Genomic DNA, 22182 nt, shown 5'->3' on the forward strand with positions numbered 1-22182 from the left:
CTGTGAAAGCTAGCTCGCCATCCATGGCGAGACTCACGCAATTTGCCTATTCGCCCTGCGGCAACTCCGAGGGGATGGTGTATTCCTTTGGCTTAGGTGTTATAGGTCGATTGTTAAGGCATAAAAAGTGCCAGTCCGCTCTTTTTAATGAAAGGTGTTAGTGAAGGGGCTAGAGAAAGGTGATGAGTGTTGTGAATACACTCCTGACGTAATAATAATCTAACAATCTTGGATGTTATATGAGTGGAATAATATTTATTTTAATACTGACCGCATGGGTTTTTATAGCAAAAAAAATAGCGGTATTATTTTCTTCGATTTTTAATTTACCTGATGGGAATAAAAAGCCGGTAGTAATCTGGAGTGGTTTTATTTTTATTTTCCTTTTTCCTATTGCAGATGAAATTGTTGGGTGGTTTCAGTTTAATAACTTATGTACTGAAAAAGATACACTTATATACGATAAAAATAAAGTTTATGGAAAATCAGTTGTTCGTCGAGATATACCTCTGGATAGTAATTGGACAATGTCTACGAAGATAGATATCAATAAGAGCAAAGGTATTGCAATTTATACGTTAAATAAAGCTATTCCAATAGTCGTAACTACAACACAATGGGAAGATTCTGAAACTGGTGAATTATTAATTACCTATAGATGGTTACAAGCTAAAGGAGGCTGGTTAAGCCATTTGATTGGATTCCCCCAAGGGTCTCCTCCATATATTTTTGATGGTCGTTGTAGTTCAAGAGAATATTATGAGCTATTTGAAAGTTTAAATGTTAATAGAGTAAAAAAATAAATAGGGCAAGATCTAGCGGTGCAAAATCTAGCCACCTATTACAAATCGCGTTATTTAGGCTCATCTACTAAACTCAGTAAAAGTGTTTATGTGGAGGAGTTGCTATGCCGAGGCCTAGAAGAACTCAGATTAGTGTTGAAGACACGCCCTCTATTACTGTTGTAGTCGCGTTGTTCGGCGCGAATTAACGAGCCTCCCATGCTTAAATTTACAGTATGTACGTTTGTATGAAGGGGCAGATTACTGTAGGGGGGCAAGGTTAAGCACTGGCATGTAAGTGACCGTTGGCGGCATGGTCGCTCATTCATATCCATGTGATCGCGACATTCGTATGTCCATATACAGCAGATGCCGCCGTGGAGCACACAGGGATGTGCTTACTAAAAGATAGGACATGCATTTTTTCACTATGGCGACTGTGTTAATGACTCTTCCAAAGCTATATCTGCTTAGATGGTACTTAGATCTTGGCTTCGGGTTTCGGAGTTCTGGCTATCAGGATACACGGAAGTTAACGGGATTAAGCGCTGGCATGTAAGTGACCGTTCGTGACAGGGATGTCACGGTCGAGCACACAGGGATGTGCTTGCTGCGTGTAACTGGAATGACAGTGCTTAATCATTTCTCACATTACATAGTCAGAACTGACGTGTCTTTTGTCGCATTCTTAGTCGAGTCATGTTGAACAATTAGGGACGAAGCCTCACGACTTTGACTTTGATTTAGAAGAACAAACGAAGTTTGTCAGTTTATGTTCCGCTTTGTCTGTTGACATATAATGTCATCCCGCTATGATGCCTGCACCTCTGGTCATACATACAAAGAACTTATAAATGAAAAAGTTATTTATTATGCTGGCGATGATTTTTGCGGTTAGCTTGGCTGCTAGTCCCGTCGCAGAAGCAAAAAAATTCGGCAGTAATAAGTCTATTGGCAAAAGTCATCAAACGGCGCCGGCTCAGCCTGCGGCAACCAATACCCCTACAACCCCGCCTACCGCTGCGCCAGCACCTGCTGCGGGCAAGAAAGGTATGATGGGCGGCATGTTAGGCGGTTTATTAGCGGGTGGCTTATTGGCTGCGCTATTTATGGGCGAAGGTTTTGAAAATATTCAATTTATGGATATTTTGATTATCGCGCTGTTGGCATTCGTGCTGTTTAAAATCATCCGTACAGTGATGGCATCAAAAGCCAGTGCGCAGCCAAGACCGGCCTATGCGGGGGCAGGTCAACCTAATCCGAATCTGCAACGCCAGCAAGCGGAACAAACCGGTTTTGCCAGCAGTGCAAACAGTGGCAGCAATGGTTTTGCGCAAGCGGCGAGCACAGTGCCTTTCCATTTGCCTGCGGGTTTTGATTTACCCGGCTTTTTGGAAGGGGCTCGTAGTCATTACAAAACCTTGCAAGTAGCATGGAACGAAAACGACTTAAGCAAAATCCAAGAGTATGTTTCGATTGAGCTTTATAATGAACTCAGCAACCAACGCCGTGAGCTCGTTGGTGAACAGCATACAGAAGTGATGTTTTTAGATGCTGAACTGGTCCGCGCGACACACAATGCTAATCTGGCGGAAGTGAGTGTTAAGTTTAGCGGCCGCTACCGTGATACGGTTGAAGGTGTCGAAGAAGACATTAAGGAAATCTGGCATTTAGAGCGTAACCTTACACAAGCCAACGCGCCTTGGTTAATCGTGGGTATCGAGCAGTAATCTGTCCGCCTTCAAAAGCAGCCTTTATCTCTTAAGGCTGCTTACATTCCCTTTCGCGTCAATCCAGCCTTCCCTCAGTAGTTCAACGTTATTGATTGAAAAATCGCTTATCATTACTTTGACTATTTTACTAATATGGCTATACAGTCGTTGCGAGACGAGCTGCAATTAAGTTACTCACTACTAGGGCCATTATTTGTAGATTATATTTTATAGTGCTGATTTTTCGTTATGTTGAGGTGCTAATATATGGAGAAATAAGGTGGAGACCCAAATCAGTTAAACCGTGTACTATTCCTAATTGAATTACAAATACTACTAATGTAAAAGTTAACCCTTTACCAAAGGATAGTTGAAAAATTTTACTGTAAACTACTGATATTGCAATATATGTCACAATTAGCCCAAGCAATCCTTTGATAGCAATAACTATTGTGAATGCTAGTATTGTTCCAATCGTAACGGCTAAACCACAATGTATAATACTTTTGTTTTCTGCTTCAAATAACTCAGCTCCAATTTTTACTGGAACAATCGTTATTAATATCAAGATGAGCCACGCTAGCATAATAAAATCCATTTTATATGAAAGTCTATTGCAAAATTAATCTGCAACGTTTAAAGGAAATCAATTTCAATTGCTCCCATTGGGGGCTGATTATACTTATACAAAAATAAAGTGCTATACCTTAGGTGTTTTTTAAGTTGGTTGGCATTATATATTTAAACAGAATAAAAGGTTGGGCTTAGTTTTTTGATGAGGAGCTAACAATCCCCGAACTCAGCATGGATTGTTAGCGTTTGGAAAGAGGTTACACAAATTGCCTGATCGCGATGATTAGTACTGGGCAAATATACTTCACGTACCTTGGCCAAATACGCCAGAAAAGCCCGGTGGCATCGACACCCTCTTGTCCACTTATCGCCTTGAGTAACTGGCTTTGGCGCCAAATCCAACCTAAGTAAATCGCAATACCGAGGGCTACCAGCGGTTGGGCCATTTGCGTGGTTAGCATGATAGTGAAACTAAATAGCGTCTCAAAAAATACCGCCAGTAATAAGGATAATGAGGTCAACAATAGGCCGATGATCAAGGTAGCACGTTGGCGGCTGAATCCACATTTTTGCATCACATAACTCGTTGGCACCTCGGCGATGGAAATGGCTGACGTCAGGCCGGCGATGATCAGCAGCATAAAGAACACTACGCTAATAATGAGGTTGGCCGTGTCGCCTAGGGTTGAGAATAAGGCGGGTAAAACAGTAAAGACCAATGCATCCGAATCGATCAACTTGCCTTCTGCACTAAAAATCTGCACGCCATTATGCTGGGCCACATACATGGCTGGGATGATTAAAAAGGCGGCGAGAAAGGCGATGCCGCTATCGGTAAAGGCAACCCAGATGGTTAATTTGGCAATATTCTCTTTTTGGCTCAAATAGCTGCCATAAACCATCATGGCACCAGTGCCTATGGTGAGTGAGAAAAAGGTTTGTCCGAGTGCGTTGATCAAGGTATCTGGCGCGATAGCCTTGGCAACGTTAGGCGTTAATAGTGCGGTAATACCTTCACTCGCGCCATTGAGGGTGAAGATATAGGCCACTCCCGCGATCAGCATGATCAACAATAGCGGCATTAAGCGTTTAGACCATTTTTCGATACCTTCTTGTACGCCCTGCAGCAATACCAAAAATACCAGCGCGCTAAAAATTAGCGTGAATACCAGATTGCGCGACAGCGAGAAATCCATTAGCCAAGCAGCGGTATCGTGCGAGCCCATAGCCGTGGCAATTGGGGCGATAGCGTAGCTCACAAACCAGCCAGAAAGAATGCTGTAGAAGGTGTAGATCAACCCTGCTGTTACGATAGAAATCAACCCTATTGTCTTGCCTAAATTACGGGTGAGCGAGTTGCAACCGAGTTTACCCATGGCATCGGCGGGGTTGGTTTGTCCGTGGCGACCAATCATCAGTTCGGCCATCAGCATGGGAATGCCTAGGATAAAAATCAGTACTAGGTACACCAGCAAAAAGGCCCCGCCGCCATGGGTTGCCGCTTGGGTGGGGAATCCCCAAATGTTGCCGACACCAACGGCACTGCCAGCTGCCGCCATAATAAAACCTAAGCGTGAGCTGAAATGGTTAGTCGAATTTGTATTGGCCGATTGCATTGTGCCTCCCGTAAAAAGAAGGCGTATCTTAGGCGGATAAATAAGAAGTTCAACGCAATTTTAGTGCGTTAAATTGATGTTAATCGGCAATTGTTATTCGTATTTTGCTTTAATTTTGGTGTTAAATTTTGATTTGTGGTGAAGTTCGCGATTATGTTGCACGTGGCGGTGGCTGACTGCCTCGCTTTAGCGATTAATTGCGATGGTAAAAACCTAATAAATTGTGATCTTATCGCTAAAAATACCTTTCGCAGGGTGAGTAGTTTGGAGGAGCTACGCTGTAACCATAGCTGCATTGGTCTCACGCTATCGCAGAAGCCGCCACTTTTACTGCACTTAGGGTTCAATGGTGATATGGCTTAAGGGGATGGCCGTGTGCTCCTTGACCTTTTTCAACACGAAGCTGGAATGCACACCTGCGATATGCACATTGGTGGTGAGTTTATCTAACAGAAAAGTACGAAAGTGCGCCATATCTTGGACTAACACTTTGAGTTGATAGTCGGCTTCAGAACCCGTGATCAGCGCGCACTCTTGGACTTCTTCGTAGCCCAGTATATTGGCTTCAAATTGGTTGAGGATTGCAGGCGTGTGTTTTTCCATCCTTACATGGATATACGCAGTCAAATGTAGGTTGAATTTATCCGCTGACAGACGCGTGACATAATCGGCAATATAACCCGCTTCTTCTAGGGCTTTAACGCGGCGTGAGCAAGGGGACGGCGACAGGCCGACTTTCGTTGCCAGTTCAAGATTCGATAACCTGCCGTGGGTTTGCAGTAAACGCAAAATGGTTAAATCGAGTTGGTCGAGTTTATATGGGTGAGTTTCAGTCATGGAAAATTTAGGGGTAGCGGACTCTACCCCTAGTTTGCCAGTGTTAGCGCTGTTTGCCAAAAATCTTGTGTAATACCAATCACATTAAATATCTAATCAGTTCAGAGCCTCACAGGCATTTCAATCCAAGGCGCATTGACGCAGAAATGGTCATTCCCTTTTAAGTCAATGCAACACCGGAGTGGGATGCCTGTGAGGCTCCCGAAGGGCGGGGTTGAACGTGCTTTATACTGCGTTTAAGGCTTTCGACAGAGCACCACTATGCCTTCAAGCCTTCGCCTTGTCTAAAGCGCGTTTAACTCCCGCTGAATGAACAGATATTTAATACGATTGGTATAAAGGTCTGATGGCGAATTGTCGGTCTAGGCGTTATTGCGAAGAGGTTTTCGCAAACCTTTGCGTGAATAGACGCATTTTACTGACCAAAAATATGCTTAAGCTGCTGATGATAGCGGCGAGTAGGGTGGAAAAGAGCACATCCTGCGGCCAGTGCATGCCGAGTAGCATACGGCTTAGGCCCATCAATAATCCCCAAACCAATAACGCACTGGTGAATAGAGGTAAACCCGCTAAAAGCAGATAGTAGCTGGCGGTTAGCACTAAGGTTACGGCAAAAATGGTGTGTCCAGACGGGAAGGAATAGCCGATTTCATCTTCCCAATGTTGGTGGATTTTTGGGGACAGTTTTACCGCTGAGGTTCTCGTTTGCAGCTCGGTCAGCGCCTCAGCAATGGCCTGTGAGCGTTCTGGTTTTGCGAGTTGATAGAAGGTTTGCGGAGTTAACTGTGCATCATCTGGGAGTGCTTGCTCAGATAGGTATACCAGATTGGGCCTTGGCTCTTTAAAAAAACTTTTAAGGGCATGGCTAGTGCTTAGGCTTAATACTTGGCTTAGGCTGATGGCTAAAAACAAGTTAATAAATAATGCTTTAGGCATATAACAATAGGCAAGCGCCAACACGACTAAAACAGTCGCAACACCATAGGGCGCTGTGCCGGTTGTGGTGAGCCAGTACAAGGCTCTGGCTAAGGGCGATTGTAGATCGAGCAACGGAAATAATTGATTTTGCGTAAGTAACAGTAGGCTTGGAATCGCTGCTAGCAGTAACCATACAAGCGCCAAACGACGTAGAAGATAGGCTGGATGAGTCAAAATATTTGCCTCCGAGTAAACGCAATAGGCTACATGTCACATGTGGTCTTGCCAATAAAAAAATCCCGACAGCAAAAAGTGCGCTGTCGGGGGTCTTCAAGGGTGGAGCGGTAGGTGCTATTGCACTGTGTCCTTGGGTTGATGACGGGTTACGAACATCAAAATCAGTAAAACCACTAATAACAAGCCAGTACCCATCAGTAGGGCGTAATCTTCTAATTGCAGTATTGAGTACAACACCGCATACAAGCTCACCAGCATAGTGCCTACTATCGCGCCACGTTTAACGCTAGCGGTGGCACTGCCCACATAAGCGGATACCGACAGCACAGGAATACAGGCGGCGATCAGATAGGCTTGCAGGAAGGCAAGATGCTCCGAGAGTGACAGTAATAGTAGGTAGAACAGTGCCATCGCACTGCCAACCAGCATATATTGCACTGTGCTTAGGCTGGTCTTTTGACCCAGCTCGAAGATAAATAACATGATAAAAGTCAGTACGATAAACAGTAGGCCGTATTTAACTGAGCGCTCAATCTTGCCGTAATGGGTTACAGGTTCAAATAACATGGCATTGGCTACGACTTCGGTAAGCGTCGACTGATTACTCTTAATAAACTCCTGCGGATAGTTGCGAGTTAAGTGACTGATATTCCAGTTGGCGGTAAATCCGTTAGTAGTGATTTCGCGCTCTGCTGGGAGTAAGCCTTTAAAACTCGGGTGCGGCCAGTCGGCATGGATCTTCAGCAGGGTTTGTTCGCCTAATGGCAGGGCACTAATCGACTGAGAGCCGCGCAGTGTCATGGCAAAGTTCACGCTAAAATCACTTGCTTCGCCGACTTGGATCCCTTGGTTAAAGCCTTTCTCTAGACCGCCAGTCGTCAAGCCTGTGCCCGACATCAGCGAGCCAGAGAGTAAGACTGAATCGCCTGTCACCTCAATCTTTTCTACTTTATCAATTGCTTGGTTTGATGACACACCAAAGACTAAACGGGCATTTTTGTTATCAAAGGCGATAAGGTTAGGAATGTCATAACGATTTAAGCGAAAGTCAGCCTGCCCCGTAAGCGCCGCGTTATACACCAGCGATTGATAAATGCCACGGGTACGGAAATCATGTTTTAGGTCTAAATCGAGAGTGAGCTTTTTCGGCAGAATCACCAGCTCATCTTGATAGGTGCGCTTCACTTCGTGGCGGGTTTTGCCGTCGTTACTGACTTCTTCCTGCATCACAAAATAACTGTAGGGGATTACCAACGCTGGGCCCGAGAGGGTTTGCTGCTCGCCCCATGAGCGGCCGATTTCATCGACCACACTGTTGTAAAGCATTTCGCGATCGGACGTCATATCCATAATGATCCCGAGCGGTAGCAAGGCCACAATCGACAGTATGCCAATGGTGATGGCTTTTAATAAGGTGGTGTTTTTTAATGCCGTTCCCTTTGTCGTAGTTGCTGCCCACGGCTCTTGTGTTGACATATCGGTTCCTTGATCACGATTGAGTTTTTTAAGGAGTGCGCGCGCCACTAAATAGATAGCGCCGCCAAACAGCGCCAAACTCAGTAACGTGAGCACCCAGAAAATAATGTTAAACATGGATTTCATTCCCTATGAAATACGCGCGAGTCGCCATTGCATACTATTGGGCTAACTCGATATTACGGCGGGTATTAAAGCAGATTTGCCCACGGAAGTTGCGGGCAAGTTGCTGATCAATAGTGGCAAAATTATGGCAATCGCCTTTAAGTGCGCTAAAACCTATTTTGAACTGGTGCGTTGTTTGTCAAATTTCGGGTGTTTAGCCTCAAAGTCATCTTCCTTGCGGATATGTTTGAGTAGCGTCTCAAGACATTCTTTAAAGACATCGATTTCTTCGGAGTAGACGGCGGCATGGTGTGAAAACCATTGGTGTTTTTCACGCTCACGATTATTGCAGTCCGGCCAAATACGTAGCTCATACTCATCGCCAATCACGACAATCGCATAGTCGATTGCGCCATTGCTAAAGGTGATGCATTGGGGCAGATACACGGGCGCTTCACCTTTGAATAGCTCGTACCAAATGGCTTCACTGCGCCAAGAGACTATGGGTAAAGGCGCTTTGATGGAGCAGCCAATCGATTGATGTTGGTTAAACAGGACTGCCTTAATATCGTCGATGCTGAAAGGTTGTAACTCGCCATTCTTTTCACCGAGTGAGTACAGCATATTCATTAAAAATGGCAGTTTAGTACCATTGCCGGTTTTACGGCCGCAGAGTTTGGCTTCGCGGTAATAGATATTCATTCATCAATCCTTAATGAGGGGCTAACCTTTGTAAGAGGGAGTTGTTTGACTCGAGGTAAGCGATAGCCCTAAGCGAGGAAATGCCCTATGTTAACTCAAGTTGTACGCGAGCTGACAAATTCACGCTAAGTTTACGAAATATCCGACAAAAGTAAGAGGATTATCCTTTTGATCATCTGTCAGTCATGGCATCAATCTTTGGGCGCAATTGTTTTTGAGCATTTTGGGAGAATTTATGTCGAGTCCTTTTTCACCCCGTGAGTGGTTGCAATTGAATATGCAACAGCAGGGCTTATTACAACCGCAGACTTCGGTCTGTGAGCTGATTAGCCGTCTCGGGTATGTGCAAATCGATTCGATTAATGTGGTCGAGCGGGCGCACCACCATGTGTTGCATAGCCGGATACCACAGTATCAACCGCAGATGTTAGATACTGCGCTGGCACAGGGCGAGATTTTTGAATATTGGTCCCATGCGGCGGCATATTTACCCATTGCCGACTACCGTTTTAGTTTGCAACGTAAACAACAGCTGCAAAATGGCGGCAAACATTGGTTTGAGCCAGACGATAAGGTGATGCAGGAAGTGCGCGCCCGCATTCGCGCCGAAGGACCACTGAAGGCCAGTGACTTTGAACATGCAGAAGGCAAAAACGGTGCCTGGTGGGATTGGAAGCCCGCCAAAAAGGCGCTAGAGCAGTTGTTTATGCGCGGCGAGTTAATGGTGGTGCGCAGGGAGAAATTTCAAAAATGTTATGATCTTACCGAGCGCGTGCTGCCAGAGCATATCAATACCCAAGCGCCAAGCGAGAGCGAATTTGCTCGCCACTTGATTGAGCGTTATCTCGCTGCCCATGCCTTTGGCTCGGCAGCGCAAATCGCTTATCTGCGCAAAGGCATAAAAGCTAATGTGAATGAGCAATTAGCCGCTATGCAGTCTCAAGGTGAGTTGGCAAGCTTTAAGGCGGAAGGGCAATGGTATTTTTATCGCCCCGAGCTGCAAATAACCGCTGCAATACCCAATCGAGTCTGGTTACTCAATCCCTTCGATAATCTATTAATTCAGCGGCAGCGATTAAAGCAATGGTTTGATTTTGATTACCAAATTGAAGTCTATGTGCCCGCCGAAAAACGCCAATATGGCTATTACTCCCTCGCGATTTTGTGGCGTGACTGCTTTGTTGGTCGAGTGGATGTGAAAGCCGAGCGGCAAAGCGGTTTACTGTTATTACAACAGCTGACTTTAGAAGAGGGATTTAGCGGCATGGATGATGACTTTTGCGCAGCATTTGAGGCGGCAGTCACTGAGTATGCGCGCTTTAATGGCTGTAGCCGTTGGAAACTGGTGAAGGCTAACCATAAGGCATTCAAACAACTATACGCACGGCAGCAGACGATCTAATCGGGATCTTTGTCGTTATCTGGGCATTTGTTTTTAGATGGTACATCCATCCAGCGAAAGCACAGGTACAGCAGTGCTAAAAAGAGCAGCGGCAGGGTGGCATAGGCTAAGGATAATGAACCGTTCTCACCGCGCGCGAGCCAGTAGCAGGGAATATACACTAAGGGATAGGCAAGGGTTCCCCACAGAAAACTCTTATTCATCAGCCGGTAAAACCAGTGCACGTTAATCGTGGTTCGGCTGGCAAGTCCCATCAGGCTGGCGAGGACTACAAAGGGATAGCTGAGCAGTGGCAGGCCGCCAAGGAGCAATAATCCCCAAAGCAGATAGTCTTGATAGTGTGTGCTGATTGCGATATCCATTGTCTTCTTCCCTGACGATTCGAACTCTGGCGCTAGGTCTTAGCGCCGACGGCTATTCTTACTCGTTAAGCCCTTGCTGCATCTTAAGCCAAAAGCCTTGTTGGCAGAGATTGCTAAAGGACTTTTGCTGCGGCGAAATCGCGATATTGGCGGTGACGACTCGATAACTCAACCAATAATCCTCACAAACCGCGTTTGGCTCATCAGCTTGTTTATCTTGCTCGCTTAACAGACTGACCACAACCCCGTTGTTGAAGTGATATAAGGTCAAAGATTCACACATTTCAGCATTATCGTCTCGATAACTTTGCTGCTCTTGGGTGTGGCTCACCACTGAAACTGGGCTAGGATAGCCTTGAATAGCAAGGATGTAGCTGGCGAGTTGTTGCATTATTTCCCTAAGTGACTCAATGTTTGAAGTGTTAAAAACAAAAAAGCACAGCTGCGCTATCGCTAACTGTGCTCTTTCAAACAGGCATTATAAGTTAGTCTGCGGCGTTTAGCTTTTTCTCAAGCTCATTCACTTGTGCTTGCAGGGCTTCTAATTTCTCGCGGGTTTTCAGTAATACATGCTGTTGTACTTCAAACTCCTCACGGGACACCATATCCAACTTGAGCAATTGATTTTGCAGCACTTGCTTGCTGCGCTCTTCAAATTCACCGGCAAATTGCTTAAGACCGCTGGGCAGGCTATCGCTCAGTTGCTTCGCCATTTCTTCGATTTTCTTTGGATTGATCATCTTCTTGTCCGCCTCTTTACTGAATGTGGGGATTGTAACCTAGTACGTTGGCTTTCAAAAGAAAACCGCCTTGTAAAACCTACGTCTTAAGGGACGTAGGTTTTACTTGGATGCGGTTAGCTGTTGTGGGCTAGCCCGTCGGTATCTTCGTCAAACACGGGCAAAGGCTCATGTTTTTCAGCAAGATAAGTATAAATCACCGGTAATACAAACAGGGTGAAAATCGTCCCAATCGATAAACCTGCGACAATCACAATACCGATATTAAAGCGTGCTACCGCACCTGCGCCGGAAGCAAACAATAGCGGTAACAGACCCGCAATCATCGCTGCTGTGGTCATTAAAATCGGGCGTAAGCGGATGGTTGCCGCCAGTTTAATCGCCTCAAGTTTAGATAGCCCACGGTGGAGTTGTTCCTCTTTGGCCACTTCGCACATCAAGATCCCGTGTTTAGTGATAAGACCCACCAAGGTAATTAATCCTACCTGGGTGTAGATATTGATTTTGGCTAAGCCAAACACATGGGTCCACCCGAGTACAATCAAGGCGCCGCTAATCGCCAGCGGTACAGATACCAAGATGACTAATGGGTCTTTAAGGCTTTCAAACTGGCTGGCGAGTACTAAGAAAATAATCGCAATCGCCAGCAAGAAAGTGGCATAAAGTGCCGAACCTTCAGTGACAAACTGGCGTGCTTCACCGAGGAAGTCGTAGCTATAACCCTTAGGTAACTCATTATCGCCAATATTTTGCAAAAAGCTGATGGCATCACCAATAGCTACGCCTGGCGCGGCTACACCACCCACAGTTAAGGCATTCATTTGGTTAAAGTGCGGCAGTGAGCGAGGCTCGGCCACCATTTCAATATCAACCAAGCTGGATAGCGGAATGGATTTACCATCGGCGGCTTTGACATAGTAATTAGCCAGCGATTCTGGGTTCGCCCGCAGTTTACGCTCCACCTGTGGGATCACTTCGTAGGAGCGACCATCCAAGTTAATGCGATTCACATAGCCATCACTCATCATGGTGGCGAGTGTGATCCCGATATCTTGCATGGTCACGCCGTAGGTCCCGGCTAAGTCACGCTTGATATGCAGTTTCATGGTGCCGGAATCAAATTTCAGGTTGATTTCTGAGTACACAAACAAGGGACTCTTTTGCACCTTTTCCAGTACGCTGGTACCGATTTGGAAGAGGCTGGCAAAGGAGTTTGATGTAGTAATCACAAACTGAATCGGTAAACCACTCGACGCCCCAGGCAGCTCAGGCATTTGGAAGGTGGTAATCGCCATTCCAGGAATGTGCTTCACTTCTTTAGCAAAAAACTCCTGCATTTGTTTTTGGCTCTTATCCCGCTCACTCCAAGGCACTAATGGCGCGATCCCGAAGGCTTGGCTGGAACTTGGTACGCCCACAAAGGCGAGTGACGCGGCTGATTCAGGCTGTGCCTTAATCATATCCGTGACTAAGCCCATATTGGCTTGGATGTAGTCCAAGTTGGCAGTTGAAGGTGCGGTGCCCATCATCATTACCACACCTTTATCTTCGTTGGGCGCCAGTTCTGACGGGATAAACTTAAACAACACTGGCAGTGAAGCGAACACGATAATCGCAAAGGCGACGATCACTGGGCGATGTAACATCACCGCATCTAGCATGTTGCTGTAACGGCGAGTCAGGCCCGTGAGGAAGTTTTCTACTCCCATTTCGAACCGATTAGGTGCGGTATGGGGTTTGAGTATTTTGGCACACATCATGGGTGACAGTGTCAGTGCCACTATGCCCGAGATAAACACAGAACCTGCGAGTGTAAGGGCAAACTCCTTAAATAATGAGCCGGTGATCCCGCCCATTAAGGCAATCGGCGCATAAACCGCGGCGAGGGTAATGGTCATGGAGATCACTGGCACCGCGATTTCGCGGGTACCGATAATCGCGGCTCTAAAGGGCGACTCACCCAGCTTGATATGCCTGTCAACGTTTTCGACCACCACAATCGCATCGTCAACCACCAAACCAATGGCGAGCACCATGGCCAGTAGGGTCATGAGATTGAGCGTAAAACCAAACATCTGCATGATGATGGCAACCCCAATCAGCGAGAGCGGAATGGTCACAATCGGGATCACCACGGCGCGAAGCGAACCTAAGAAGAGAGTGATCACCACGATAACAATAATCGCGGCTTCTCCAATGGTTTTAACCACTTCTTTAATCGATTCATCAATTGCGAGTGAGGAGTCGTACAGAATGCTCGATTCAATGGATGGCGGTAAGTTACGCTCAATTTCAGGTAACAGGGCGCGGGTATCAGCCGCAACGGTAAGCGGGTTAGCCGTTGGCGTGACATCAAGGCCGATGACCACGGCTTCTTTGCCATTGGCTAAGGCGCGGTAGATATCATGGCTCTTTTCGAGGCTGACATCGGCAATGTCACCGAGACGGACGACTAAACCATCTTTACTGCCGATCACTAAGCGTTTTAACTCTTCGATGGTAGCAACCTGGGTGTCAGCTGTACCGTTGAAAAGGGTGTAAACACTGTTGGTTTGACCCACCGCTGACTGATAGTTGTTCGCCTGCAATACTTGCATTACATCGCTGGAGGAGAGGTTAAACGCCCCCATTCTGGCCGGATCGAGCCAAATACGCATGGCGTATTTAATACCACCGTATAAATTCACCTTAGCAACGCCGTCAATGGTAAAGAGCTGGGGTTTGACGACACGCTCAAGGTAATCCGTTAGCTGGCTTGAGTTAATCTGGTCACTAAAAAATGAAATATACAGTACAGAGGTTTGCGAGCCAGTGGACATTTCAACACTGGGATCTTCAGCCTCTTTGGGCAATTGCGATCTCACCGAGTTTACTTTGGCGAGAATATCGGCCAAGGCGCCATTCGGATCGGTATTGAGCTTCATATACACCGAAATTTTCGAGGTGCCGAGAAAGCTCTCTGAGGTCATAAAGTCAACGTTATCGGCCTGCGCTAGCGCTTGCTCTAACGGTTGTGTAATAAAACCTTGGATTAGATTTGCATCCGCGCCGTAATAACTGGTCGATACCGTGACTACGGTATTCGTCATCTTCGGATATTCACGCACTTGCATGCTATTGAGGGCATTAAAGCCTAACAGCAGCAAGAGAAAGCTGATTGAGGCGGCGAGTACGGGTCGCCTAATAAAGATATCTGTAAAGCGCATTATCTTGCTCCTATTACAGCTTTGGCATAGTGTCGGAGTGGGTCAGGGCTTGGTCTTCAACCACTGTCACTTTACTGTTGTTACTGAGGCGAATTTGCCCTGAGGTGACAATACGATCTCCCGCTTTTAACGCTCCACTCACCAGCGCGTTATTGCCGTTACGCTCTAATACCGTCAGGTTGATTTGCTCGACTCTAGCCAGCTTTTTACCGTTTTCTTCGACCTCTTTGATGAGGTAAATAGAGTTACCATAAAGGGTAAAGTTGATGGCGGTTTGTGGCAGTACAAACTGATCGTTCAGTTCTGGCAATAGGATGGATACTCGGGCAAACATCCCGCTACGCAGTTTGGCGTTATCGTTAGAAATGCGTGCTTGCACTTGGATCAAACCGCTTTGGTAAAACACGGCGGGTTCAATCGCGGCAATTTCACCTTCGAAGGGTTGCTCAGGATAAGAGTCCACAAACACATGGATTTTTTGGCCTACGGCAATACGAGGTAATTGGGTTTGCGGAATAGTGAAGCGGATTTTCATTGTGCTGATATCTTCGAGACGCACAATATCGGTACCAGGCTGAAGATATTCACCTAAGTTAATGTTACGAATACCCACTAAACCACTGAAAGGCGCACTGATTTCACGGCGCTCGATAGTGGCTTTTAAGCTTTCAATATCCGCCTGTAAGGCCAGATATTTAGATTCACTATTATCTAAATCCTGTTTAGAGACTGACTTTTGCGCATAGAGTTTTGAAAGGCGTTTGAAGTCGGCCTCAGCGGCGGGCAGTTGTACCATTTTGCTTTTAAGGTTGGCTCTTTCCACTTTGGCATCGAGTTCGGCCAGCAGTTGGCCTTTTTCCACTCGGCTACCGTTTTCAAAATTAATACTGGTGACGCGTCCTGCTAATTCGTTGGAGATGGTCACCCCTTGATGCGGCTCAACAAAGCCAATCGCATCAATTGTGGGTTGCCACTTTTGCATATCTAATGTCATGGCTGTTACAGGAAACTCAGCCTCTGGCATATTGGCGATCGCCTCGGCGATTTTATTTTTTACCATCAGGTTAAAGCCGATCACTGAGCCAAAGGCAAGTACAGCGATCGCTAGCATACTTAGAGTCCATTTTTTCATGGTGCTAAAGATTCCTAGAGTTAAAGTTGAAGATTGATTGAAATGGCCTTTAGGCATAATTCACATGCCCGCCGGATTTCATTTTCTGTACATTCCAAATGGCCTCGCCGTAGGCGTTTGCCTATGGCGATAGCCGGCTCAAAGGCGATAGAAAACAACAAGGTATTATCAAGCTTTTGAATCATTCCTTGGTTTTTTGCCTGCTCAAATAATTGGTGTAGCGGTTGAAATATTTCTCTTTCAAATGCTTGGTGCTCAGGTGCATCTACCCCTGGGAGGTGGGAATACTGAGCAAAACTCAAATTTGCATGGGATTGTTCACGACCCAGTTCAACAATCTTGAACCATAGGCGGCGAAATTTTTCGTCAAAGCTGCCTTCATTAATGTTTTCAAGCAACTTGCTGGCAATTTGTTGTAATACGTCTTTACGCAGTTCAATGATCAAATCTTCTTTATCTTTGAAGTAGCGGTAGATCGTACCTGCGGCAACGCCTGCATCTACTGCTAGTTTTTGCATTGAAAGGTTATGTAAGCCTGCTGTCGCAATGATTTTTTCGGCGGAGCGAAGTATTAAGTCACGTTTGTTATCCATTCTGCTTTCCGATATCGACATCTATGAATGAACGTTCATCCATGCGGAATTCTACTGCGCATTATCAACCTTAGCAACAAATTAGCTCAAAAAATGGCAAAAGTGTGATTTAAGAAAGTTATTTTGTAATAAGCTTGCCTGCACACTGATTGCAGCATATTTGACTGGTTTTTAGGATGTCATATTCAAATGCTTATTCATTTGAAGAGACGAGTCATTTCTATTGTTTGCTCAATTGATATCTGGGGATTTGTTGGCCTTAAAACCTTCGCTTCTGCTATGATCCCATCCCCCTTCTGAAGACTTGTTTGGATATTGCGCGACGATGAAACTCAATCCTGCCCAAAATGATGCCGTTCATTATGTTTCTGGGCCTTGCTTAGTATTAGCGGGCGCGGGCAGTGGCAAAACGCGGGTAATTATCAACAAGATTGCCTATCTAGTGCAAAAGTGTGGCTACAATGCCCGCAATATCGCCGCCGTGACGTTTACCAACAAAGCGGCGCGCGAGATGAAGGAGCGGGTCGCACAGTCTATGGGGCGTAAAGAGGCTAGAGGTTTATGGATTTCGACCTTCCATACCTTAGGTCTTGAGATTGTAAAACGTGAGCATAAAGTGCTGGGTTTAAAGCCTGGGTTCTCGTTATTCGATGACCAAGATACGCTTGCGCTCCTTAAAGAGCTGACTCAAAAAGAATTACAGGAAGATAAAGATTTACTCAAAGCCTTGGCAAGCAGCATCTCCAATTGGAAGGGCGGGCTGATTATTCCCGACCAAGCGCGCAAGCTGGCAAAGGATGAACAGCAGCAGTTGTTCGCCCTGTTGTATCAGCGTTATGCCCAGCATATGAAAGCCTACAACGCTTTGGATTTTGATGACTTAATTCTGCTGCCAACCCTATTGTTACGCCATCATGAAGAAGTGCGTACGCGCTGGCAAACCAAGATCCAATACCTGCTGGTGGACGAGTATCAGGATACCAACACTTCCCAATATGAAATGGTCAAGCTACTGGTGGGCGAGCGCGCGCGCTTTACTGTGGTGGGGGACGATGACCAGTCCATCTATTCGTGGCGTGGTGCTAAGCCGCAGAACTTAGTGCTGTTGGGCAAAGACTTCCCAAAGCTTAAGTTGATTAAACTTGAGCAAAATTATCGTTCTAGCCAACGCATTTTGCGGGCGGCTAACATCCTTATCGCCAACAATCCCCATGTGTATGATAAGTCACTATTTAGTGAATTAGCCTACGGCGAGCCGATGCGGGTGCTGTTTGCTGCCAATGAGGAACAAGAAGCCGAGCGCGTGGTCGCCGAAATCATTCGCCACAAATTTGTCGGCCGTACCCAATTTGGTGATTACGCAATTCTGTATCGCGGTAACCACCAGTCTCGCCTACTTGAGCGGGCGTTGATGACGAACCGTATCCCTTACAAGCTAAGCGGCGGCACTTCGTTTTTCGCCCGTGCCGAGATTAAAGACATCATGGGCTACCTTAAACTGGTGGTAAATCCTGACGATGATAACGCCTTTTTACGTGTGGTTAACTTACCTAAACGGGGTATTGGTCCATCCACCTTGGAGCGTTTGGGTAACTTTGCCAACGAGAAACATATCTCCATGTTCGAGGCGATTTTTGATCCTGAGCTGAATCATCATTTACCACCTAATGCCATGTCAGCCTTGTATCAATTTGGCCGCTTTATTGTCGATACGGGCGAGCATGCCGAGCGGGGAGAACCGGTTGAAGCCGTAAAACAATTGATCCGTAAGATTAATTACGAAGACTATTTATACGAGACCAGTACCAGTGCGAAGGCCGCCGAAATGCGGATGAAAAACATCTCCGAGTTGTATCGCTGGGTGACGGAAATGCTCTCTGGGGATGAATTAGATGAACCTATGACCTTGCCCGAAGTGGTTAACCGCCTAACGCTTAGAGATATGATGGAGCGTAACAGCGAAGATGAAGGCGGCGATCAGGTGCAATTAATGACGCTGCATGCCTCTAAAGGGCTGGAATTCCCCTTCGTGTTTATGGTGGGGGTTGAGGAGCGCATTCTGCCGCATCAAACCAGCATAGATGAAGATAATGTTGATGAAGAACGTCGTCTTGCCTATGTGGGGATAACGCGGGCACAACGTGAGCTATGGTTCACCCTCTGCCGTGAGCGTCGCCAGTTTGGTGAAACTATGCGCTGCGAGCCGAGCCGCTTTCTGCATGAGTTACCGCAGGATGACCTTATTTGGGAAAACCGTAAGCCACAGCAAACAGAGCAAGAGCGAATGCAGACCGGGCGCAGCCATATCTCGAATTTAAGAGATATGTTTAAGAAGTCTTAATTAATCATGTAATTGCAGTTTTAGGCGCAAACCTGATGCAGGGTTTCCACTAAGGTAAAAGGGTGGGCTATGGCACTACCCTGGCCGAAGCGATAACCTAGTGCATTGAATATATTGATTTGCTCAGGGTGATGAAGTCCGTCAACAAAGGTTTGTAAGTTTAAGGTTGAGGCCGCCTTTTGATAGGCAGACATCAGCTTTATGTGTTGTTCATCTTGCAGTTGTTTCGTGATATTCGCATCCAGCTTTAAGCCTTTTACAGGGAGGAATAACAAACTGTTTAACGCACTGTGGCCGCTTCCGTAGTGGCTAATCCCTAAGTTAACCCCCTGCTTATTTAATAATTCAAAGCCGCTTATGTGGTTCTCTGTTTCTTGAACTAAGGCTTTTTCATTAAAAAATAACCATAGCTGCGGGAGAGGAAGCTGAGTTTGTTTGAGCGCATTTTTAAGACCACGAAGTACATGCTTGTGTTTAAGATGTTGACTGGAAAGCATAAGGTGTAAATCAAGGTTATCTCCATGGCTCACAACGAGCTGGTGATAATGCTTATTCAGTAAGTTAATTGCATACTTATCCAACTCAACCATGAGGTTAGCTTGCTCAGCTAATTGGCTTAAAACTTCGTGCGGAATACTTCCCCATACGGGATGCTCCCAAATTAATCGACACTCAAAAGCATGGGGTTGTAGAGTCTGTAAATCAACTATTGGGAGAAGATTGAGTTGTAACTCCTCTGCTTGCAGCGCCTGTTTAAAATCATTCTCGAAGGCAATATCCTGGATTTTTTGCTGTGACGCGCTATCGTCAAAAATGACATAACAACCTTTGCCATTCGCCTTGGCTTGGTACATTGCGGTGTCGGCATTACGTAGCATCGATTCACTGGTATCTAACTTATTACCACTAATGGTTATGCCGATACTGGCACCTGAGTGAAACTCGATTGTCCCTAATTTGTAGGATTGTGAGACTTTTTGAATGACCCGTTCGGCCACATCACGGGCATCGTTGATGCCGTTGATGGTATCGAGCAGGATAACAAACTCATCGCCACCGAGCCTCGCCAAGGTATCGTTGCTACGGATGCAACCGCGTAAGCGAGTGGCGGTTTCAATTAAGAATCTATCGCCCTCCAAATGCCCCATAGTATCGTTAATCTGCTTAAAGCGGTCGAGGTCGATAAACAGCAGGGCAAACTGTTCTAGGCTATGGCGGCGAACATGTTTGATAGCCTGATTGAGACGTTCCATAAACATCGCACGATTGGGCAATCCTGTGAGCGCATCGTGTTTGGCATCATGGACGAGTTTAGCTTCCATATTACGGCGCTGACGGATCTCTTTCTCTAGGTCCTTGTTGAGCTCAGCGAGTGCAGTTGTACGAGCTGCAACCTTTTCCTCTAGTTCTTCATAACTGCGGCGTAATGACTCTGCAGCGAGTTTTTTCTCGATAGCAGCACCGATATGTTGTGACACAAAGGTGAGTAACTCCAAGTCTTTCGTTTGGTAGTTTTGGGTCATGCTAAAGCTATAAATGGTTAGCGCACCTCGTACTACATCATGGATAAACAGTGGGATACCTATCCATTGATGCATTGTTTGAGTGTGATTAAGTGCGGGGGCCTTAGCGTAAATTTCTTTTGAGGCAATCAAACCATGAATATCATTCTGGTCTAGCAGTAGTGGACGTTTGTGTTTGAGCACATACTCCGTAAGCCCATCCTGTAATGGCCGAGTCCCAGGGTGTTGGTTACCTAATTGGGAAACGTAAAACGGGAAGGTTAAGTGGGTACCTTGTTCATTTAGCAGTGCGATGTAACAGTTATTGGCAGGAATAAGGTGCCGAATCACATTATGTAGCTGTGCATAAAATTCAGGATTATCTGAACTAGAGCTTGCTAGTTCTGCTATTTCAAATAAGGATTTTTGCAGCCGCTCGGCTCTGCGTCTTTCATACACTTCTTGCTTGAGCTTGTCATAGGCTTGGCTAAGCTCTTTAGTTCGTTGTTGTATTGCTTGCTCTAGCTGTTCTTGGTGCTTAAGTCTTTCCATCACGCCAGCAATATGGTGACAAATAAAGGTCATTAACTCGACCTCGATATCGCCATAACTGACATTAGTATCATAGGTTTGTACTACCAGTACGGCAGTGACTATGCCTTCATGCTTGATGGGCACTCCAAGCCAAAGGTGGCAAGGAGAACCTAAATTGACGATTTCCTCTGCTTCGACCAGCTCTTCAACCTTGGATTCATCGCATAGTAGGGTTTTTCCTGTGCGAAAAACGTAACCAGTTAATCCTTGTTGCAACAGCGTTGATAGGGATTGCTCGGGATAAAGCTGGGCAGGATGGGCATCTTTTTCATCGGCAAAGAAGGGAACCGAAATAGTGTTGGTATTGATATCGAGAGTAGCGATAAAAAAATTATCAGCAGAAATAAGCTTTTTTAGGTGGTGGTGAACCCCTAAATAGAATTCTTCGAGGGAAGGAACCTGAGTGGCAATATGGGATAATTCGAGTAACGCATTTTGAACGATCTCCGCCCGCTTGTACTTATGCGCCAAATATTTAAGGCGATTAAGTCTTTTTTTTAAGCGTTCAAGCTCAGGAGCTCGAGGTTGGGTAGTTTCATCTTCATCCCTAAACATGATACTCACTAATCAGTTCTGCGTTAATTGTTGCCAAACGTTATAATTAGCACGAAATACCGTAACATCCAAGTCATATTTTAACTGTGTTTTCGCTGTAAAAGCATGCTAATGTATCAAAACTTGAGCAGTCAGTAAAAAAAGTGCAAAACAGCTATAGACTCAAAGGCTATTTGTCCATACTATATGCGGCGCTAACCAAGGCGAGCGCCCATAGCTCAGCTGGATAGAGCGCACCCCTCCGGAGGGTGAGGCCGAAGGTTCGAATCCTTTTGGGCGCACCATCTCTCCGAATGAGTTGTGAGCTTGAGGTTAGCAGTAAAGTGAAATTCAGTGGTGATTGTAGCTCAGTTGGTAGAGTCCCGGATTGTGATTCCGGTTGTCGTGGGTTCGAGCCCCATCAGTCACCCCATTTCATTTAACATCTCGGTGATTAGCGCAGTCCGGTAGCGCATCTGGTTTGGGACCAGAGGGTCAGAGGTTCGAATCCTCTATCACCGACCACATTCTTCGCATAACTAGCGCGTTTGAGTTTTCAAGCAAATAGTTAACAGTTACGGTGATTAGCGCAGTCCGGTAGCGCATCTGGTTTGGGACCAGAGGGTCAGAGGTTCGAATCCTCTATCACCGACCAATTACACTGAAGCCTCAGAATTTCGAAAGAAGTACTGAGGCTTTTTTGTATTTGTCTCTTGGTACTGTTTTGCTATTCGTATCTTGCTGGCTCGTTGTGATTGCATGACATGGTGCTGCGAGGATTCAAGGCCGTTAGCAACATCTCAAATAATTAAGGCTCC

The 22182-nt window shown here is 46.0% G+C and carries 17 protein-coding genes and 4 tRNA genes; 8 read left to right on the plus strand and 13 right to left on the minus strand.

Going from position 1 to position 22182, the window contains the following annotated elements; translation table 11 throughout:
• Window positions 1-239 precede the first annotated feature (239 nt).
• Together SHEWPOL2_RS08760 and SHEWPOL2_RS08765 are read left to right on the plus strand one after the other, a co-directional pair.
• A complete protein-coding gene (locus tag SHEWPOL2_RS08760) occupies window positions 240-803 on the plus strand; it encodes a hypothetical protein (protein WP_037427700.1) in 564 nt (187 codons plus the stop codon).
• Window positions 804-1636: 833 nt separating this feature from the next.
• A complete protein-coding gene (locus tag SHEWPOL2_RS08765) occupies window positions 1637-2512 on the plus strand; it encodes a Tim44-like domain-containing protein (protein WP_037427702.1) in 876 nt (291 codons plus the stop codon).
• Between the two features lie 229 nt (window positions 2513-2741).
• On the opposite strand, the gene SHEWPOL2_RS08770 is transcribed toward SHEWPOL2_RS08765, so the two are convergent.
• From SHEWPOL2_RS08770 to SHEWPOL2_RS08795, 6 genes are all read right to left on the minus strand, one after another.
• A complete protein-coding gene (locus SHEWPOL2_RS08770; protein WP_037427704.1) occupies window positions 2742-3080 on the minus strand; it encodes a hypothetical protein in 339 nt (112 codons plus the stop codon).
• 244 nt (window positions 3081-3324) lie between these two features.
• Window positions 3325-4683 (minus strand): sodium-dependent transporter, encoded by a 1359-nt coding sequence (locus SHEWPOL2_RS08775; RefSeq protein ID WP_037427705.1) that lies wholly within the window; start codon window positions 4681-4683, stop codon window positions 3325-3327.
• A gap of 336 nt (window positions 4684-5019) precedes the next feature.
• Entirely contained in the window at window positions 5020-5520 is a 501-nt protein-coding gene (locus SHEWPOL2_RS08780; protein WP_037427707.1) for an Lrp/AsnC family transcriptional regulator, read from the minus strand.
• 369 nt (window positions 5521-5889) lie between these two features.
• Window positions 5890-6672 (minus strand): phosphatase PAP2 family protein, encoded by a 783-nt coding sequence (locus SHEWPOL2_RS08785; RefSeq protein WP_037427709.1) that lies wholly within the window; start codon window positions 6670-6672, stop codon window positions 5890-5892.
• 117 nt (window positions 6673-6789) lie between these two features.
• On the minus strand, window positions 6790-8268 hold the full coding sequence (creD, locus tag SHEWPOL2_RS08790; RefSeq protein WP_037427711.1) for a cell envelope integrity protein CreD: 1479 nt from the start codon (window positions 8266-8268) through the stop codon (window positions 6790-6792).
• A 162-nt stretch (window positions 8269-8430) separates the two neighbouring features.
• Window positions 8431-8958, minus strand: a complete 528-nt coding sequence (locus tag SHEWPOL2_RS08795) for a hypothetical protein (protein WP_023266075.1) — start codon at window positions 8956-8958, stop codon at window positions 8431-8433.
• Between the two features lie 235 nt (window positions 8959-9193).
• On the opposite strand from SHEWPOL2_RS08795, the gene SHEWPOL2_RS08800 reads away from it, so the two are divergent.
• Complete coding sequence (locus SHEWPOL2_RS08800) at window positions 9194-10360, plus strand: crosslink repair DNA glycosylase YcaQ family protein (RefSeq protein WP_037427713.1); 1167 nt, start codon at window positions 9194-9196, stop codon at window positions 10358-10360.
• Here SHEWPOL2_RS08800 and SHEWPOL2_RS08805 read toward each other — a convergent pair.
• The 6 genes from SHEWPOL2_RS08805 to SHEWPOL2_RS08830 all read right to left on the minus strand — a co-directional run bounded on the left by SHEWPOL2_RS08805 (window position 10357) and on the right by SHEWPOL2_RS08830 (window position 16393).
• Window positions 10357-10722: a hypothetical protein gene (locus SHEWPOL2_RS08805; RefSeq protein WP_023266073.1), complete on the minus strand. Its 366-nt coding sequence runs from the start codon at window positions 10720-10722 to the stop codon at window positions 10357-10359. The two genes, SHEWPOL2_RS08800 and SHEWPOL2_RS08805, sit on opposite strands and share 4 nt — an antisense overlap.
• 58 nt (window positions 10723-10780) lie before the next feature.
• Window positions 10781-11113, minus strand: a complete 333-nt coding sequence (locus tag SHEWPOL2_RS08810; RefSeq protein WP_023266072.1) for a hypothetical protein — start codon at window positions 11111-11113, stop codon at window positions 10781-10783.
• Window positions 11114-11207: 94 nt separating this feature from the next.
• Window positions 11208-11462, minus strand: a complete 255-nt coding sequence (locus SHEWPOL2_RS08815; RefSeq protein WP_023266071.1) for an accessory factor UbiK family protein — start codon at window positions 11460-11462, stop codon at window positions 11208-11210.
• 116 nt (window positions 11463-11578) lie between these two features.
• Complete coding sequence (locus tag SHEWPOL2_RS08820) at window positions 11579-14668, minus strand: multidrug efflux RND transporter permease subunit (RefSeq protein WP_023266070.1); 3090 nt, start codon at window positions 14666-14668, stop codon at window positions 11579-11581.
• 13 nt (window positions 14669-14681) lie between these two features.
• On the minus strand, window positions 14682-15800 hold the full coding sequence (locus tag SHEWPOL2_RS08825) for an efflux RND transporter periplasmic adaptor subunit (RefSeq protein WP_037427715.1): 1119 nt from the start codon (window positions 15798-15800) through the stop codon (window positions 14682-14684).
• Between the two features lie 20 nt (window positions 15801-15820).
• The gene (locus tag SHEWPOL2_RS08830; RefSeq protein ID WP_037423387.1) at window positions 15821-16393 is read right to left on the minus strand and encodes a TetR/AcrR family transcriptional regulator; all 573 of its coding nucleotides are present in this window, start codon (window positions 16391-16393) and stop codon (window positions 15821-15823) included.
• Window positions 16394-16718: 325 nt separating this feature from the next.
• Between SHEWPOL2_RS08830 and rep the strand changes: the two genes are divergently transcribed.
• Window positions 16719-18734 carry a DNA helicase Rep gene (gene rep, locus SHEWPOL2_RS08835; protein ID WP_037423389.1) on the plus strand — a complete coding sequence of 672 codons (2016 nt, stop codon included), beginning with the start codon at window positions 16719-16721 and terminating at the stop codon, window positions 18732-18734.
• A gap of 20 nt (window positions 18735-18754) precedes the next feature.
• Here the strand turns inward: rep and SHEWPOL2_RS08840 are convergent, their stop codons facing one another.
• Window positions 18755-21385, minus strand: a complete 2631-nt coding sequence (locus tag SHEWPOL2_RS08840; protein WP_037427718.1) for a diguanylate cyclase — start codon at window positions 21383-21385, stop codon at window positions 18755-18757.
• A gap of 207 nt (window positions 21386-21592) precedes the next feature.
• On the opposite strand from SHEWPOL2_RS08840, the gene SHEWPOL2_RS08845 reads away from it, so the two are divergent.
• From SHEWPOL2_RS08845 to SHEWPOL2_RS08860, 4 genes are all read left to right on the plus strand, one after another.
• Window positions 21593-21669, plus strand: a tRNA-Arg gene (locus SHEWPOL2_RS08845).
• A gap of 52 nt (window positions 21670-21721) precedes the next feature.
• Window positions 21722-21797 (plus strand) — tRNA-His (locus SHEWPOL2_RS08850).
• A gap of 15 nt (window positions 21798-21812) precedes the next feature.
• Window positions 21813-21889 (plus strand) — tRNA-Pro (locus SHEWPOL2_RS08855).
• 53 nt (window positions 21890-21942) lie between these two features.
• Window positions 21943-22019 (plus strand) — tRNA-Pro (locus tag SHEWPOL2_RS08860).
• Window positions 22020-22182: the final 163 nt, after the last annotated feature.

Source organism: Shewanella sp. POL2 (assembly GCF_000282755.1).
Classification (GTDB): domain Bacteria; phylum Pseudomonadota; class Gammaproteobacteria; order Enterobacterales; family Shewanellaceae; genus Shewanella; species Shewanella xiamenensis.